The 15,757-nt window shown below is 60.2% G+C and carries 17 protein-coding genes and 1 riboswitch; of the genes, 5 read left to right on the top strand and 12 right to left on the bottom strand.

What is annotated here, in order from left to right; all coding sequences use genetic code 11:
* Positions 1-12: 12 nt before the first annotated feature.
* From AC3WK5_RS16235 to cobO, 6 genes are read right to left on the bottom strand one after another with little or no spacing between them, the layout of a single operon-like run.
* A complete protein-coding gene (locus AC3WK5_RS16235; RefSeq protein WP_103319520.1) occupies positions 13-1,464 on the bottom strand; it encodes a cobyric acid synthase in 1,452 nt (483 codons plus the stop codon).
* A complete protein-coding gene (gene cobD / locus AC3WK5_RS16230) occupies positions 1,461-2,453 on the bottom strand; it encodes a threonine-phosphate decarboxylase CobD (RefSeq protein ID WP_103319518.1) in 993 nt (330 codons plus the stop codon). Before cobD ends, AC3WK5_RS16235 begins: the two co-directional genes overlap by 4 nt.
* The gene (cbiB, locus tag AC3WK5_RS16225; RefSeq protein ID WP_103319517.1) at positions 2,446-3,354 is read right to left on the bottom strand and encodes an adenosylcobinamide-phosphate synthase CbiB; all 909 of its coding nucleotides are present in this window, start codon (positions 3,352-3,354) and stop codon (positions 2,446-2,448) included. Before cbiB ends, cobD begins: the two co-directional genes overlap by 8 nt.
* Positions 3,351-4,001, bottom strand: coding sequence for a 5,6-dimethylbenzimidazole synthase (gene bluB, locus AC3WK5_RS16220; protein WP_054593554.1), 651 nt, complete (start codon positions 3,999-4,001; stop codon positions 3,351-3,353). Before bluB ends, cbiB begins: the two co-directional genes overlap by 4 nt.
* Entirely contained in the window at positions 3,998-5,335 is a 1,338-nt protein-coding gene (locus AC3WK5_RS16215; RefSeq protein WP_103319514.1) for a cobyrinic acid a,c-diamide synthase CobB, read from the bottom strand. The genes bluB and AC3WK5_RS16215 overlap by 4 nt, the downstream gene beginning before the upstream one ends.
* Positions 5,332-5,943 carry a cob(I)yrinic acid a,c-diamide adenosyltransferase gene (gene cobO / locus AC3WK5_RS16210; protein ID WP_103319512.1) on the bottom strand — a complete coding sequence of 204 codons (612 nt, stop codon included), beginning with the start codon at positions 5,941-5,943 and terminating at the stop codon, positions 5,332-5,334. Before cobO ends, AC3WK5_RS16215 begins: the two co-directional genes overlap by 4 nt.
* 81 nt (positions 5,944-6,024) lie before the next feature.
* A riboswitch (cobalamin riboswitch) is annotated at positions 6,025-6,259 on the bottom strand.
* A 157-nt stretch (positions 6,260-6,416) separates the two neighbouring features.
* On the opposite strand from cobO, the gene AC3WK5_RS16205 reads away from it, so the two are divergent.
* On the top strand, positions 6,417-7,001 hold the full coding sequence (locus AC3WK5_RS16205; RefSeq protein WP_103319509.1) for a hypothetical protein: 585 nt from the start codon (positions 6,417-6,419) through the stop codon (positions 6,999-7,001).
* Positions 7,002-7,028: 27 nt separating this feature from the next.
* Here the strand turns inward: AC3WK5_RS16205 and AC3WK5_RS16200 are convergent, their stop codons facing one another.
* From AC3WK5_RS16200 to AC3WK5_RS16175, 6 genes are all read right to left on the bottom strand, one after another.
* Complete coding sequence (locus AC3WK5_RS16200; RefSeq protein ID WP_103319507.1) at positions 7,029-7,691, bottom strand: O-methyltransferase; 663 nt, start codon at positions 7,689-7,691, stop codon at positions 7,029-7,031.
* Positions 7,692-7,706: 15 nt separating this feature from the next.
* Complete coding sequence (locus tag AC3WK5_RS16195; protein WP_103319505.1) at positions 7,707-8,240, bottom strand: C40 family peptidase; 534 nt, start codon at positions 8,238-8,240, stop codon at positions 7,707-7,709.
* Positions 8,241-8,405: 165 nt separating this feature from the next.
* The gene (locus tag AC3WK5_RS16190; RefSeq protein ID WP_054593560.1) at positions 8,406-9,029 is read right to left on the bottom strand and encodes a C40 family peptidase; all 624 of its coding nucleotides are present in this window, start codon (positions 9,027-9,029) and stop codon (positions 8,406-8,408) included.
* Positions 9,030-9,242: 213 nt separating this feature from the next.
* The gene (gene hda / locus AC3WK5_RS16185; protein ID WP_008033543.1) at positions 9,243-9,947 is read right to left on the bottom strand and encodes a DnaA regulatory inactivator Hda; all 705 of its coding nucleotides are present in this window, start codon (positions 9,945-9,947) and stop codon (positions 9,243-9,245) included.
* Between the two features lie 232 nt (positions 9,948-10,179).
* Positions 10,180-11,250, bottom strand: a complete 1,071-nt coding sequence (locus AC3WK5_RS16180) for an AI-2E family transporter (protein WP_103319503.1) — start codon at positions 11,248-11,250, stop codon at positions 10,180-10,182.
* Positions 11,251-11,285: 35 nt separating this feature from the next.
* A complete protein-coding gene (locus tag AC3WK5_RS16175; RefSeq protein ID WP_177474921.1) occupies positions 11,286-12,335 on the bottom strand; it encodes a DUF2066 domain-containing protein in 1,050 nt (349 codons plus the stop codon).
* Positions 12,336-12,720: 385 nt separating this feature from the next.
* On the opposite strand from AC3WK5_RS16175, the gene purM reads away from it, so the two are divergent.
* The 4 genes from purM to AC3WK5_RS16155 all read left to right on the top strand — a co-directional run bounded on the left by purM (position 12,721) and on the right by AC3WK5_RS16155 (position 15,607).
* Positions 12,721-13,779: a phosphoribosylformylglycinamidine cyclo-ligase gene (purM, locus tag AC3WK5_RS16170; protein WP_103319500.1), complete on the top strand. Its 1,059-nt coding sequence runs from the start codon at positions 12,721-12,723 to the stop codon at positions 13,777-13,779.
* Positions 13,779-14,429: a phosphoribosylglycinamide formyltransferase gene (gene purN, locus AC3WK5_RS16165; RefSeq protein WP_103319498.1), complete on the top strand. Its 651-nt coding sequence runs from the start codon at positions 13,779-13,781 to the stop codon at positions 14,427-14,429. Before purM ends, purN begins: the two co-directional genes overlap by 1 nt.
* Positions 14,430-14,437: 8 nt before the next feature.
* Entirely contained in the window at positions 14,438-15,151 is a 714-nt protein-coding gene (locus tag AC3WK5_RS16160; RefSeq protein ID WP_054593564.1) for a DUF3108 domain-containing protein, read from the top strand.
* A 267-nt stretch (positions 15,152-15,418) separates the two neighbouring features.
* Positions 15,419-15,607 (top strand): hypothetical protein, encoded by a 189-nt coding sequence (locus AC3WK5_RS16155; protein ID WP_054593565.1) that lies wholly within the window; start codon positions 15,419-15,421, stop codon positions 15,605-15,607.
* Positions 15,608-15,757 lie beyond the last annotated feature (150 nt).

Here is a 15,757-nt window from a genome sequence, read left to right as displayed (position 1 = left end):
GATTGAAATCCCTTAGAGCCCACAAAGTTCGCGTAAATAGCCCGTATCAAGATGCTTTTCCACCAAATCCGCCAACCGCTCGATATCGCGCTCGCGCAAGGCGTGGTAATCGACTTCCTGTACGTCCTGCAAACCGGCCCAGCGCAACAGCGCGCTGCATGCCGCCGGGGACTCGAACAGGCCGTGCAAATACGTGCCGAGCACCTGTCCGTCAGCACTTCGGGCTCCATCGTTGCGACCGTCATCCAGCAACACCGCCGCCTGCTCCAAAGCAACACCGGTGGTAACCCCGGCGTGAATTTCATAACCGCTGACTTCAGCGTTTTCCAACGTCAGATGTCCGCGCACATTGCGCAGCTGTTTCTCTTCTTCGAGCACGGTTTCGAACGCCAGCAAGCCGAGACCGGCACTGGAGCCCGCCGCGCCTTCCAGCCCCAGCGGGTCGTGCACGTGCTCGCCGAGCATTTGCAGGCCGCCGCAAATGCCGAGCAGCTTGCCGCCGTAACGCAAATGGCGGGCAATGGCCGCGTCCCAGCCGTTGGCGCGCAAGTAGTGCAGGTCGCTGCGCACGCTCTTCGAGCCCGGCAAGATGATCAGGTCGGCAGGCGGAATCGGCTGACCCGGCCCGATGAATTGCAGATCGACCTGAGGATGCAGACGCAGCGGATCGAAGTCGGTGTGGTTGCTGATACGCGGTAACACCGGCACCACCACGTTGAGCACCTGATCGGCTTTATCGGCCTGGCGCTGATCGATGCCGTCTTCGGCTTCCAGATGCAAATCCATGACATACGGCAGCACGCCGATCACCGGTTTGCCGGTGCGCTCTTCCAGCCAGTCGAGGCCCGGCTGCAGCAAGGCGATATCGCCGCGAAAACGGTTGATGATGAAGCCTTTGACCCGCGCCTGCTCAGTGGCTGACAGCAACTCCAGCGTGCCCACCAAGTGCGCGAATACCCCGCCGCGATTGATGTCGGCGATTAGCACCACCGGACAATCCACCGCCTCGGCGAACCCCATGTTGGCGATGTCGCCAGCGCGCAAATTGATTTCGGCCGGGGAACCCGCGCCTTCGACCATCACTACCGGATAGGCTGCACTCAAGCGTTCGTGAGAGGCGAGTACCGCTTGCATGGCGATGGCTTTGTAGTCGTGATAGGCGACTGCGTTCATGCTGGTCACGGCACGTCCGTGAATGATCACTTGCGCGCCGGTATCGCTATTGGGCTTGAGCAGCACCGGGTTCATGTCGGTGTGTGGCTCAAGGTTGGCCGCCTGGGCCTGCACAGCTTGAGCGCGGCCGATTTCGCCGCCGTCGGCGGTTACCGCACTGTTGAGTGCCATGTTCTGCGGCTTGAACGGCACCACGCGAACACCCTGGCGCGTCAGCCAGCGGCACAGCGCGGTTACCAGGGTGCTTTTGCCGGCATCGGAGGTGGTGCCTTGCACCATCAGCGTGGTCATGGGGTTTCCTTGGCGTAGGCTTCGAAAGCGAGTTCAAGGCGCAGCCAATCGGCTTCATCGGCCGGCAAGCCGAACCGCAGGCTGCTGTTGTGGGTGAACAGGCGCAGCAAGATGCCGCGCCGGGCCATGAATTCGTGCAAGTGCTCTGCGCGTTCGGTGATCAACCATTGAAACAACGCGCATCCACCGTGCGGCTTGAAGCCATGACGCTCAAGAACCTCTGCCAGACGCTGACTCGCTTCTTCACTGCGCAGACGCTGGCGAGCATGACCTTGGGTGTCACGCAAACAGACCTGACCCAATACCCGGGTCGGCCCGCTGACCGCCCAAGGACCGACCTGCTCGGCGAGCAGTTTGAGCAACTTGCGCTCAGCCAGCACAAAACCCAATCGCACCCCGGCCAGGCCGAAAAACTTGCCGAACGAACGCAGGACGATCAAGCCGACCTGATCGGTATAAGACGACAGGCTCAGCCGCGGGGTGTTGTCCATGAACGCTTCGTCAACCACCAGCCAGCCACCGCGCTGCGCCAGCCGTGCATGCCAGTCGAGCAGACGTTCCGGGGTCAGACTCAGGCCGGTGGGATTGTTCGGGTTAACCACTACCAGCACGTCGAGGCTATCGAGGAAAAAGTCGACTTCCTGCTCCAGCACTTCACGCACGACGTAGCCGTTGCGACGCCAGGCTTCGGCATGCTCGGCATAACAGGGCGAGAGCACGCCGACTTTGCCGGCGCGACGCAGGCGTGGCAGCAACTGGATAGCCGCCTGGGAGCCCGCGACCGGCAGCACCTGCGAGGCGCCATAGTATTCGCGTGCAGCCTGCTCCAGGCCGTCATCGGTTTCCGGCAAGCGTGCCCAGGCCCGTAACGGGATGTCCGGGATTGCCCACGGCCAAGGTGCCAGACCGCTGGACAAGTCGAGCCAATCGGCTTCGGCGATGCCGTACCGCAACGCCGCCTTGCGCAAGCGGCCACCGTGCTCAAGCATAAAACTCGGCTCCCACACAGAGGATCAGCAACCAAAGCCATACCCCACGCTGAACCAGCTGCCAGCCGCGATCGATGGAGTTGGCGTCTGCCGGCACACCTTCGCCCAGCTGTGGACGCTGATGCAGTTCACCGTGATAGATCGCCGCCCCGCCCAACTCGACGCCCAGAGCGCCCGCGCCAGCGGCCATCACCGGTCCGGCGTTCGGGCTGTCCCAGGTTGGCCCCTGCGTGCGCCAGCATTTGAGTGCCAAACGGGTTTTGCCCAGCAGCGCATAGGTCAACGCCACCAGACGCGCCGGAATATAGTTGAGCACATCGTCGATTTTCGCCGCCGCCCAGCCGAAGCGTTCAAAGCGCTCGTTGCGATAACCCCACATGGCGTCCAGGGTATTGCTCAGTCGATAGAGCACCACGCCCGGCGCACCCGCGACGGCAAACCAGAACAGCGCGGCGAATACCGCGTCGCTGCCATTTTCCAGAACCGATTCGGTGGCGGCACGGGCCACTTCGGTCGAGTCCAGCTCACTGGTCTGACGGCTGACCAGATAGCCGACACGCTTGCGTGCTTCATCCAGGTCGTCGCTGCGCAGGGCCTGAGCCACCGGCTCGACATGCTCACCGAGGCTGCGCAGACCGAGGGCGCAATACAACGCGAGAATCTCGACGATCCAGCCTAAATAAGGCAGCCAGGACAATGCCGTGATCAACAGGGTCAGCGGCAGCACCGCCATCACCCAGGCTGTGACGCCATGACTGCGCCAGCCACGGCCAGCAGAGTTGAAACGCTGCTCGATACGATCGGCAAAACGGCCGAACGCCACCAGCGGATGCCAGCGCTTGGGTTCGCCCAGCAGCGCATCCAGCGCTACGCCGGCGACACTCAGCAACGCCACACTCATTGACTCACTCCCCAAAAATTCTCGTACAACAGTTCACTTAGCGGACGCGCCTGCGCCCAGCCTTCAAGGACCAACATCGGCGCCGGGTAAAATTCCTTGACCGGTCCCAGGCACAACACCGCCAGCGGCTTGGCCCCCGGCGGCAGTCCGAGCAGATCCGCCAAGGCTTGCGGTTCGAACAACGAGACCCAGCCCATGCCCAGACCTTCGGCACGGGACGCCAGCCAAAGATTCTGGATCGCGCAGGACAACGACGCCATGTCCATTTCCGGTAAAGTCCGACGGCCAAAGATATGCCGCTCGCGATCATCCATCAGCGCGGCAACCAGCACTTCGGCGCAGTCGTTGATGCCTTCGACTTTCAGCTTCATGAAGTCGTCGGAGCGTTCGCCCAGCGCCTCGGCGGTGCGTACCCGCTCCTCTTCCACCAGTTGCTGGATCCTGCCGCGTAACGCTCGGTCGCTGATGCGGATGAACCGCCAGGGCTGCATCAAACCGACACTTGGCGCCCGATGCGCCGCTTCGAGCAACCGCCGAAGCAGTTCGGGCTCGACGCTGCCACCACTGAAGTGACGCATGTCGCGACGCTCGGCAATCGCGCGATACACCGCTTCGCGCTCGGCCTCGGAAAATGCGTTGTCGGTCATGGCCGCTTCGCGGGCGAGCCCGCCCCTACAAGATTCAGGTCTGGCGCAAACAGCGCGGCGATCGCAGATGGATTGGACGGGAAATAAAAATGCACATAAGACGCCGTCATCCGCCCGTCACGGTAAACCGCCTCGGCACCGCGCCCGCCGTTAGGGCTCAGGCCGCGAGCGATCGGCTCAAGCTCGGTGCTAGTCAATGAATGATGGTAGGTGTGGCCACGCAACGCGCCTTCAGGTAACTCGACCGCTTGCAGGGCCAACGCAGCCAGACGCTTTTGCATCACCGCATCACCGGCCAGCAGTCCCAGCAACTCAGCGCGCGTGCCATCGACATCAGTCAGTGAGTCGAGCAGATACAACATGCCGCCGCATTCGGCCAGCAACGGCCTGCCAGCGGCGTGGTGTGCGCGAATGGCATCGAGCATTGTGCGGTTTTCAGCCAACGCCACGTGGTGCAATTCCGGATAACCACCGGGCAGATACAGGCTGTCAGCTTCCGGCAGTTCGCGGTCATGGATCGGCGAGAAGAATTGCAACTCGGCGCCCATCGCCCGCAACAAGTCGAGGCTCGCGCCATACGTGAAGGCAAACGCTTCATCACGAGCCACCGCGATTCGCACACCGGCCAACAGTGGCTCGGCGGCAATCACATCAGGCGCAGCGAACTCGACGGCAGGCGGCAATGCCACTTCGCAGCTGCTGGCCAACGCCTCGGCCGCAGCGTCGAGGCGCAGATCGAGGTCATTCAATTCACTGGCCTGGACCAGCCCCAAGTGACGGCTAGGCAATTCGATTCCGGTTTCCCGGGACAAGGCGCCGTACCAGCGCAAGCCTTCAGTGAGGCTGCCTTCGAGCAATTGCGCGTGACGCAAGGTGCCGACGCGGTTGGCCAAGACACCAGCAAACGGCAAGTCCGGCTGATAACGTGCGAGCCCCAACGCCAGCGCGCCGAAGGTTTGAGCCATGGCAGTGCCATCGATCACACCCAGTACGGGTACGCCGAAGTGCCGCGCCAGATCGGCGCTGGACGGCGTGCCATCGAACAGGCCCATGACGCCTTCGATCAAAATCAGATCAGCCTCAGCGGCGGCTTCCCACAACAGCCGGCGACTTTCCTGCTCGCCGACCATCCACATGTCCAATTGATAGACGGGCGCACCACTGGCGCGCTCGAGAATCATCGGATCGAGAAAGTCCGGACCGCATTTGAACACCCGGACCTTGCGCCCCTGATTGCGATGCAAACGGGCGAGCGCGGCGGTGACGGTGGTCTTGCCCTGACCGGAAGCCGGCGCAGCAATCAATACCGCCGGGCAAAAACGCGGCTCACTCACAGCTCAACGCCTTTCTGCGCTTTGATCCCGGCCTGGAAAGCATGCTTGATCATGCCCATTTCGGTGACGGTGTCGGCCAGTTCGATCATTTCCGGCTTGGCACCACGACCGGTGACTACCACGTGTTGCATCGGCGGACGCGCCTGCAAGTCGCTGAGCACCTGGTCAAGGTCCAGATAACCGTGCTTGAGGGCGATATTCAGTTCATCGAGCACCACCAGACCAATGCTCGGGTCACGCAGCAATTCGCGGGAAACCTCCCATGCGGCCTCGGCGGCGGCGATATCGCGCTGGCGATCCTGGGTTTCCCAGGTGAAACCTTCGCCCATCACGTGGAAGCGCACTTGTTCCGGGAAGCGCCGGAAGAACAGCTCCTCGCCGGTACTGCTGCGCCCCTTGATGAACTGCACCACGCCGCACTGCATGCCGTGGCCCATCGCCCGGGCGAGCATGCCGAACGCAGAACTGCTTTTGCCCTTGCCGTTGCCGGACAGGACCAGCAGCAAGCCGCATTCATTCGGCGAGTTGGCAATGCGCTCATCGATCACGGCTTTCTTGCGCAGCATGCGTGCCAGATGGCGTTCGTCACGATCGGGGGAATCAGTCATGGGGGAGCTCTCCGTTGAGGCTGGATAACGGCGGGCAGGCATAGAAATAGACGGCAAGAAGCCTGGCATCGCCCACCGTGATGCCGCTGGATGGATCAGGCCGGTCTCCGGGCTCATGAGCGGCTGACGCCTGACTGCGCGCCTTCCCATATCGACCTTCGACACAGTGGCTCAAAGCGCAGCTTTTACTCATTTACCGTTGCGGGGGCAGCGCCGGGATCGTCGCCCGCTCTGTCAAAGAACGCGCCCTCACCGGCTTCCCTGTTTCACTCGGTCGACCACTGGGTCACAGAGCACCTGAAACAAGTCGCGAAGGTTAGAGGGTTGGGGGTGGAGCGTCAATTAAAGCCGGGGGCTCATCGATGGATTGAAACCGACCCTGATCAATAAACTGGCGCCAATCTTGTGCCACACTGAAAGCAGTGATATCAAAGAGCCACAACCTTACATTACAAGAACAAAGAGGGGGCAACATGCAAGGCATGATCATCAGTAACCCGAAGCTGGAATTCCTGCGCCCGGTACTGGAACGCTGGTTCGAGTGCATCGACCGTTACAACGCGGCACGCGGCGATAACGAAAGCCCTTACTGGTTTGACGAACGCGCCAACCTGAGCCTGCTTTCAGCTGCAGCATGGATGGCAGAAATGGTCACCCTTGAACAGACTCCGACAAAAAAGCAGATCGAAGAAGGCGAACGAAATGGCCGCGCCGATCTGTTTATCGCCAGCAAAGAAGAACGCGCCTACCTTCAAGCCACGCAACGCTGGCCGCGAGTCAACAACCTGAATCTGACCCAGGCCTTGCTCGATGTCGCGAGCGATGCGAAAAAAATCAGCTATGCCAGTGACCTGAAACTTGGCTGCCTGTTCGTTGCCCCGCAAAAGACCCAGCACAGCCCTACGCCGGAAGAACTCCAGGACATGGTCGACGACCTGCAAAAGGAACACACATGCGCCGTGGCCTGGTACTTCCCCTACGCCTACCGCAAATTGCACAACGAAGCCGGCAACTACCATCCGGGCATCGCACTGCTGCTCAAAGAGGCTCGCGGCTGACAGGTTGAACCTTAGGCCAATCAGGGTCTAGCGCTTGCGGCACAGCGTCAAACCATCGCCCAGCGGCAACAATGACAGATCGACACGCGAGTCATCCTTCAAGGCACGATTGAGTGCCTGGATGGCTCGGGTGTCTTCGCTCGCAGGATTGTCTTCCAGTACTCGCCCACTCCACAGCGTGTTGTCGAATACCGCCAACCCACCGCTTCGCAGCAGCCGCAAAGCGCTTTCCAGATACGCCGGATAGTTGGCCTTGTCGGCATCGATGAAGATCAGATCGAAACAACCGCCCTGCCCTTGCTGCTCAAGTTGAGCCAGGGTTTGCAACGCGGGGGCCAAACGCAAATCGATGCGCCCGGCGAGACCAGCCTCCCGCCAGTAGCGGCGCGCCGTGGCGTTGTAGTCTCCGGGAATGTCACAGCAGATCAACGAACCGTCATCCGGCAAGGCGGCCGCCATGCACAAGGCGCTGTAGCCGGTGAAGGTGCCGACTTCAAGCAAGCGCCTGGCGCCCGTCAGCTTGACCAGCAAGGCGAGGAACTGACCTTGCTCGGGCGCCACCTGCCAGCGCGCCATGGGCAGTGCCTGGGTTTCGTCACGCAAGCGGCGTTGCAGCGGCGTTTCGCGCAGGGAAACGTCGAGCAGGTAGTTATAAAGGGAATCGTCGAGATTGAGTGTGCGAGCGGTCATGACAACCCCTGCGAACTAGAAATTGTGCGCCAGATGCTCAGGCTCGATAACACGCTTGGCGCTCAGGTAGGCTCTCTGCCAATAGGCCTTGGACAAACTGTCGAGCTTCACCGTACCACCCGTGGCGGGTGCATGCACGAAGCGACCTTCGCCGACATAGATTCCGGCGTGGCTGACTTGCGAGCCGCCATTGGTGGCGAAGAAGATCAGGTCACCGGTTTGCAGAGCCTCTTGGCCAATGTTCGGCGCTTGCATGCCGATCATCTCGCGAGTTGAACGCGGCAGGGAAATGCCCGCTGCATCGCGGTAGACGTAGCCGATCAGGCCGCTGCAATCGAAACCTGAATCCGGCGTGTTGCCACCCCAACGATAAGGCGTGCCGACCAGACCCAGCGCGCGAATCAGCACGTCTTCAGCGGCAGGCGAGAACGATTGGGCGGGAGCGAAAACCGGGGCGCGAACGACTTTGACAGGCGGCGGAGTGCGGCTGGCGCAGGCGCTGAGCAGCGCTGCGAAGAAGATGAGTACAAGGCGGGCCGACATCGTCATATACAGAACATCCTGATCTGGCTGCGGCTTTCTCTGCCGAGAGGCTGAAAACAAAACCGCGTAAGCAGGGCTTACGCGGTTAGTTAGTCAACAATAGATCAGGATTCTAGCGGCTACGCGCCAAACTTCAAGTAAGACTTTAAGTTAGCCTTACAAAAAGTCCGTTTACTTGCGTGCCGTGACTGTCGTTGGTGCCATGGCGAGTGCTCGCTTGGCCTCAATGAAGGTCTTGCTCCAGTAGCTGTCGCCCAGATTATCGACCCGGACACCACCGCTGCGGCGGCTGCTGGAATGGATGAACTGGTCATCACCCAGGTAGATCCCGGCGTGACTGACGCGACCGCGACGACCATTGGTGGCGAAGAACAGCAAGTCGCCAGGCTTCAGGTTGTTGCGCGAAACCAATGGCGCATTCACGTTGATCATTTCGCGAGTGGAGCGCGGCAGGTTCATGCCAGCCTCTTCACGAAACAGATAACCGATGAAACCGCTGCAATCGAAACCGGCTTCAGAGGTGCCGCCCATGCGGTAACGGGTACCGACCAGGGACAGGCCACGCTCAAGGATGCTGTCGGCCAGAACCGGAAGCTGGTAAGGCTTGCTGCTGGCAAAGTCGGCCAGTTCTTTTTCGGTAGCCAGCTCTTCCTGATAAATAACGGAAGACTGGGCAGTCGCTGAATTTTTAATCTGCTGATCGTTTTGTTGTTGCGAGACCGGGGAATGAACCGCGCAACCAAAAAGCAGGGTGACAAGTGCGAGAGGCACGAGGGGTGCGAAGCGATTTAGCATGGGCACGACCGTGGCTGAAGTTTTAAAGATGGCGAGACTATGCCTTCTATCGTCCTCATTTGCAAATTCAATCGATCCAAATGTGACTTATCGGTTTCTCGTTAACATCTAAGCGCTTAAGCCCATTTTAAATCTGCACGCGCCGCGAATACCCTTCCGGAAGCGGGTTTCCTGACGCCTGAAAGATGCCGAAACGCGCTACAGGCCGCGGTTTTACCAGCCCAGGGTTTCTTTGAGGAAGGGGATCGTCAGCTTGCGCTGAGCCTGCAAGGAGGCCTGATCGAGGCGCTCAAGGAGCTCGAACAACGCGCTCATGCTGCGTGTACCGCGCGTCAAAATAAAATGCCCGACTTCGTCGGTCAGGTGCAGGCCGCGACGTGACGCGCGCAATTGCAGCGCACGCAACTTGTCTTCATCGGACAGCGGCCGCATCTGAAAAATCAGTGCCAGGGTCAAGCGGGACTTGAGGTCAGCCAGTTTTACCGGCAATTCGCGCGGTGAGGTTGACGCAGCGATCAGCAGGCGCCGACCACTGTCTCGCAGGCGATTGAACAGATGGAACAACGCCTCTTCCCAGTCAGCCCGCCCTGCGACTGCCTGCAAGTCATCCAGGCAGACCAGTTCGTACTGTTCAAGGTTGTCGAGGATTTCGATACCGCGATCCAGCAACTCGGCCAACGGCAGGTACACCGCCGGCTCCCCCAACTGTTCGAAGCGCAAGCACGCGGCTTGCAGCAAGTGCGTACGCCCTACGCCGTCCTTGCCCCAGAGATAGATCAGGCTTTCGGTCCAGCCGGCGTCGGCTTCGCACAGCCGCTCGACATAGCCGAGTGCAGCGGCATTGGCGCCAGGGTAGTAGTTGATAAAGGTAGCGTCATCACGCAGACGCACACCTAGGGGCAGCTGAATCGGTTTCATGCTGACTGAACAGTTCAAACGAACCGTTAGTGGCCTCTGTGTAAAGTTTGCAAAGTTTATACCCGTGACGCCAGCCGCACAATGCAGCAGACCATAAGCAAAATCAAAGGTTTGCGTTAACTTGCGGGGATCGCCGGGGTTTGTTTGACGGCGTATGTGACAGCCGGGAGAGTTTTACAGGCTCGCCCGGCAATGCACCGGGCGTCCTTGAGCACTTGATCGACAGGGCTGATCAATCCGAATCGTCCACACCGCTATACATGCCAGAATCTTTATATAAATCATGTAGATGGCGAACAAGCACCATGATCACCGCCGCCACTGGCAACGCCAGCAGGATCCCGGTGAAACCAAACAGCTCTCCACCCGCCAAAATCGCAAAGATCACCGCCACCGGGTGCAGGCCAATCCGGTCCCCCACCAACAACGGCGTCAGCACCATGCCTTCCAGCGCCTGACCGACCATGAACACCGCGACAATCCCGATCATCGGATACAGATCGCCACCAAACTGAAACAACCCGGCGATCAACGCAGCGCCGATCCCGATCACAAAGCCCATGTACGGCACGATTGCTGCCAGACCGGCAATCAGACCGATCAACAGCCCCAACTCCAGTCCGACCAGCATCAGGCCCGCCGCGTAGATCACACCCAACGCCAGCATCACCAGCAACTGCCCACGAACAAATGCGCCGAGCACCTCGTGACACTCACCCGCCAGCGAGACTACACGCTCTTCACGATCACGCGGCAACAGGCTGCGGATCTTCGCCATCATCAGGTCCCAGTCGCGCAACAGGTAAAAACTCACCACCGGGATCAACACCAGATTGGCCAGCCAACCGATCAATGCCAAACCCGATGCGGTGGCCTGGCTCAGCACGATCCCGACGATGTCAGTGGCCTGCCCCATGTGCTCGGTGATCGCGGCCTTGACCTTGTCGAACTTCCAGAACCCATTCGCCAACCCGAATTTCGACTGCGCCCAGGGCATCGCCGTGTGCTGCAACCAATCAAGCATTTGTGGCGCCAGTTCATACAAGCGGAACAGCTGTTTGGCCAGCATCGGCACCAACACCAGCAGCAACGTCATGACGACCAGGGTGAACAGCGCGAATACCGCAACCACACCCCAGGTTCGCGACAGGCCAAATGTCTCCAGTCGATCCACCAGCGGGTCGAACAGATAGGCCAGTAACAGCGCCACCAGGAACGGTGTAAGGATCGGATGCAACAGGTACACAAATGCGCACAGCAGGGCTATCCCACCAAGCCACACCCAACGCCGTGTATCGGCCATGAATCACTCCAGCTTCTATATAAGGAAAGAAAAATCTACCAACGGAAACTCAACTGCGCTTTGGGCGCGGGTGCCGGGGCGACCGCGGGTGCCACACCGATGACCGCAGGCTGAACCGGTGCAGCCGCAACGCCCGCCGGCACTTCTTGCAACTTCGCCAGACTCAATTGCGCTCGCAACTGATCGGCACTGCCGTTGACGCGATACACGATCCGGTCGCCATCGACACTTTGCAGGTGCGCACCAAACGGTTCCAGCAAGCGCCCCAACACCGCGTAACGCTCCAGGTTCATGCCTTGCACCTCAAGCACCTGCTCGGTGGACGCTCCCGGCCTGGCAACGAAACGCGGCGCCAGGCGCTGACTCACCGCCAGCAGAACCGCATCGGCCACGGCCGCACTGTCGCCCCCTTGCACGCTGCCTTGCTCGCGTTGGTCACCCAGCCATAAATGCCACTTGGCCTGCCACTGACCACCCTCTTCCCGCGCATGCACCGCCAACAGAGCGTCCGCGCCGTAACGTTCAGAGATGCCATGCAGCGGCGCCGGATCATTGCCTTCCAGATGCGGCGCGGTGGCGACGATCTGCTCGTTCAAGTCTCCCAGCGGCAGGCGCAACGGCAGCCCCCGATGCTGTGCAGCACGCCGCAGCGGCGCGGCACTGGCCTGACCGTCGCCCACCAGGCTTGAGCCTTCGGTCGAATCGTTCAGCCACCAGCCGAGAATCGACGGCCGATTGGCACCCCACAAGGCCAAGCCTGCCTGACGCAGTGCCCGATCGGTGCTGACCGGATCGAAATCGACTTGCAGGCTTTCCGGCGGTCCGGCGTCGTAGCCATATCGGCTGATGATCTGCTGCGGGTCCTTGCGAATCGCCGCCAGCCCGGGGCTCTGTGTTGCCTTGGCATCACCGGTCAGACGCAGCACCAGGGTATCCAGCGCACGCTGGGTGGCCTGATCGCGCTCCTCCGGGGCCTGACTGCTGACCGGCTCGCGCACTTGATAGAGACCGTTAACGGTTTGGGCATGACTCGCCAGGCTGACCAACGACAAACAGCCCACAAACAGTAATTTACACAAACGCATGGAGGATTCCCGACGACAAAAAGCGGCTGGAACAGACCGCATGAACAGACTTGAGCAAGGCTGTGACCGCCGGCCTGCGCAAAACATTCACGCAATCGATGGAAGTTTTCACTCTGTCATAACGATAGCCGGTTAACGGCTATACCTTATACAGCCACGAGCGAGGTCACCAGCACGGGCATTTTCGGTTTTTTTAACACGATATGCCTCTGCCCGTCGGCCCGAGGATGGCCGCTGCCCCTCAAGCCTGATAAAATCGCGCGCCTTCGTAGACCGGCAACGGCTGGGTACTCTGAAATACTTGCGCGGCAATCGTGCCAGACGTATTTCAGCGCACTCGCCGAACTCGGTCGTTACCCCTGAATCCCCCCTAAAGGCCTGGATCATGAGCAAGCAACCCTCCCTGAGCTACAAGGACGCCGGTGTAGACATCGACGCCGGTGAAGCATTGGTCGAACGCATCAAGAGCGTCGCCAAGCGCACTGCGCGCCCGGAAGTCATGGGCGGCCTGGGCGGTTTCGGCGCCCTCTGCGAAATCCCGGCTGGCTACAAGCAGCCCGTGCTGGTATCCGGCACCGACGGCGTCGGCACCAAGCTGCGCCTGGCTCTGAACCTGAACAAGCATGACAGCATCGGCATCGACCTGGTTGCCATGTGCGTCAACGACCTGGTGGTCTGCGGTGCCGAACCGCTGTTCTTCCTCGACTACTACGCCACCGGCAAACTGAACGTCGACACCGCCGCTCAAGTCGTCACCGGCATCGGTGCTGGCTGCGAACTGTCCGGCTGCTCGCTGGTAGGCGGTGAAACCGCTGAAATGCCTGGCATGTATGAAGGCGAAGACTACGACCTGGCCGGCTTCTGCGTGGGCGTGGTCGAGAAGTCGGAAATCATCGACGGTTCGAAAGTCGCTGCTGGCGATGCCCTGCTCGCCCTGCCGTCTTCCGGTCCGCACTCCAACGGCTACTCGCTGATCCGCAAGATCATCGAAGTGTCCGGTGCAGACATCGAAAACATCCAGCTCGACGGCAAGCCGCTGACCGACCTGCTGATGGCGCCAACCCGTATCTACGTGAAGCCGCTGCTCAAGCTGATCAAAGACACCGGCGCAGTCAAGGCCATGGCCCACATCACTGGCGGCGGCCTGCTCGACAACATCCCGCGCGTTCTGCCAAAAGGCGCGCAAGCTGTGGTTGACGTAGCGAGCTGGACCCGTCCGGCCGTATTCGACTGGCTGCAAGAGAAAGGCAACGTCGACGAAACCGAAATGCACCGCGTGCTGAACTGCGGCGTCGGCATGGTGATCTGCGTTGCCCAAGAGCACGTTGAAACCGCGCTGAACGTATTGCGTGAAGCCGGCGAGCAACCTTGGGTCATCGGTCAGATCGGCACCGCTGCCGAAGGCGCGGCGCAGGTCGAGCTGAAGAACCTCAAGGCGCACTGATGTCTGCCACCTGTGATGTCGTGGTGCTGTTGTCCGGCACCGGCAGTAACTTGCAGGCCTTGATCGACGACGCGCAGAACGCGGACAACCCTGTGCGCATTCGCGCGGTGATCTCGAACCGCGCTGATGCCTACGGCCTTCAGCGTGCCAGGGACGCGGGTATCGACACCCGCACCCTGGATCACAAGGCTTTCGAAGGTCGCGAGGCCTTCGATGCCGCCTTGATCGAATTGATCGACGCCTTCCAACCCAAGCTTGTGGTACTGGCCGGATTCATGCGTATTCTCAGCGCTGATTTCGTCCGTCACTATCAGGGTCGCCTGCTCAATATCCATCCTTCGCTGCTACCCAAATACAAAGGGTTACACACTCATCAGCGAGCGCTGGAAGCCGGCGACACCGAACATGGCTGCAGCGTGCACTTCGTCACCGAGGAACTCGATGGCGGACCACTGGTCGTACAGGCAGTAATACCGGTAGAGTTGCACGATTCGCCGCAAAGTCTGGCGCAACGGGTTCACGCCCGCGAACACCAGATTTACCCGATGGCCGTACGCTGGTTTGCCGAGGGCCGACTGAGCCTTGGCGAACAGGGTGCTTTACTGGATGGTCAGTTACTCGCGGCCAGCGGTCACTTGATTCGAAACTAGGAGATTTTATGCGTCGCGCCCTGCTCTTCGCTTGTGCTCTGCTCGCCCTGCCCCTTGCGCAGGCGGCAGACCTTCAACCGTTCTCCGCCAGCTACACCGCCGACTGGAAGCAGCTCCCGATGAGCGGCTCGGCCGAACGCAGCCTGTCGAAAAATGACAACGGCTCCTGGACCTTGAATTTCAAGGCCTCCATGCTGGTCGCCAGCCTGACCGAAGAAAGCACCCTGAAGCTGGACAAGGACGCCTTGCTGCCCCAGTCATATCGCTTCGAACGCGGCGGCCTGGGCAAAGCCAAGAAGGTCAATCTGGACTTCGACTGGACCACCAAGATGGTCACCGGCACTGATCGCGGCGATCCGGTCAAGGTACCGCTCAACACCGGCATGCTGGACAAGTCCACCTACCAACTGGCCCTGCAGCGCGATGTAGCCGCCGGCAAAAAAAGCATGAGCTACCAGGTGGTCGAAGGTGAAGACACCGACACCTACGACTTCCGCGTGATTGGCCAGGAGAAAGTCCAGACCAAAGCCGGTTCGGTCGATGCGATCAAGGTTGAACGTGTTCGCGACCCGACACAGAACAAGCGCATCACCGAAATGTGGTTCGCCAAGGACTGGGGCTACATCCTCGTAGCCTTGCGCCAGGTCGAGACCGACGGCAAGGAGTACAACATCATGCTCCTCGACGGTACGGTCGACGGCAAGGCTGTCAAAGGCAGCTAAGCAAGTAGATTGAAATGAAGAAGCCTCGCGATTGCGAGGCTTTTTTTCGCCTGTCGTTTTGTGTCCAAGCCGTTGGAAACATGAAACTTCTGTCATGAAACCCAACGCCCTGCGACCGAATGTCACGGCCTGCAAGGGCTGCGGGATTTTTTCAATTTCTGCAAAAGATCGTTACCGACCGCAGGCATTTACTTAGCAAGCTAACAAAACATATAACAAAGGCCTGCACACGCCTTGCTGCAGAACAATCGAGATTGGAGCCAGCAGATGACTGTAAAAGTAACTGAACGCGACGATTCACATAAATCCCACGAAGGCGTAGCCGCCGGCATCCGGATCTGGGACGTCTATCAACAAGACATGCTGGTGGGGATGTTCCACTCCGAGAGCGATGCCCACAGCTACAAGGCCGAACTGGAAAATCTGGAACAGCAACGAGACGCCCGTTCCGTGTAATGACCGCATTGAAAACGACAAACCCCGCCAATGAGCGCAATGCTGTTCACTTAAGCCGATGTTTCAGGCACAACCGCAGTTGTGGCGAGGGAGCTTGCTCCCGCTGGGGCGCGAAGCGGCCCTGAATTGGGCCTGCTACGCAGTCCAGCG

This window comes from Pseudomonas sp. FW306-02-D09B (genome assembly GCF_058782685.1).
This window is presented reverse-complemented; position numbering and strand designations above follow the sequence as displayed.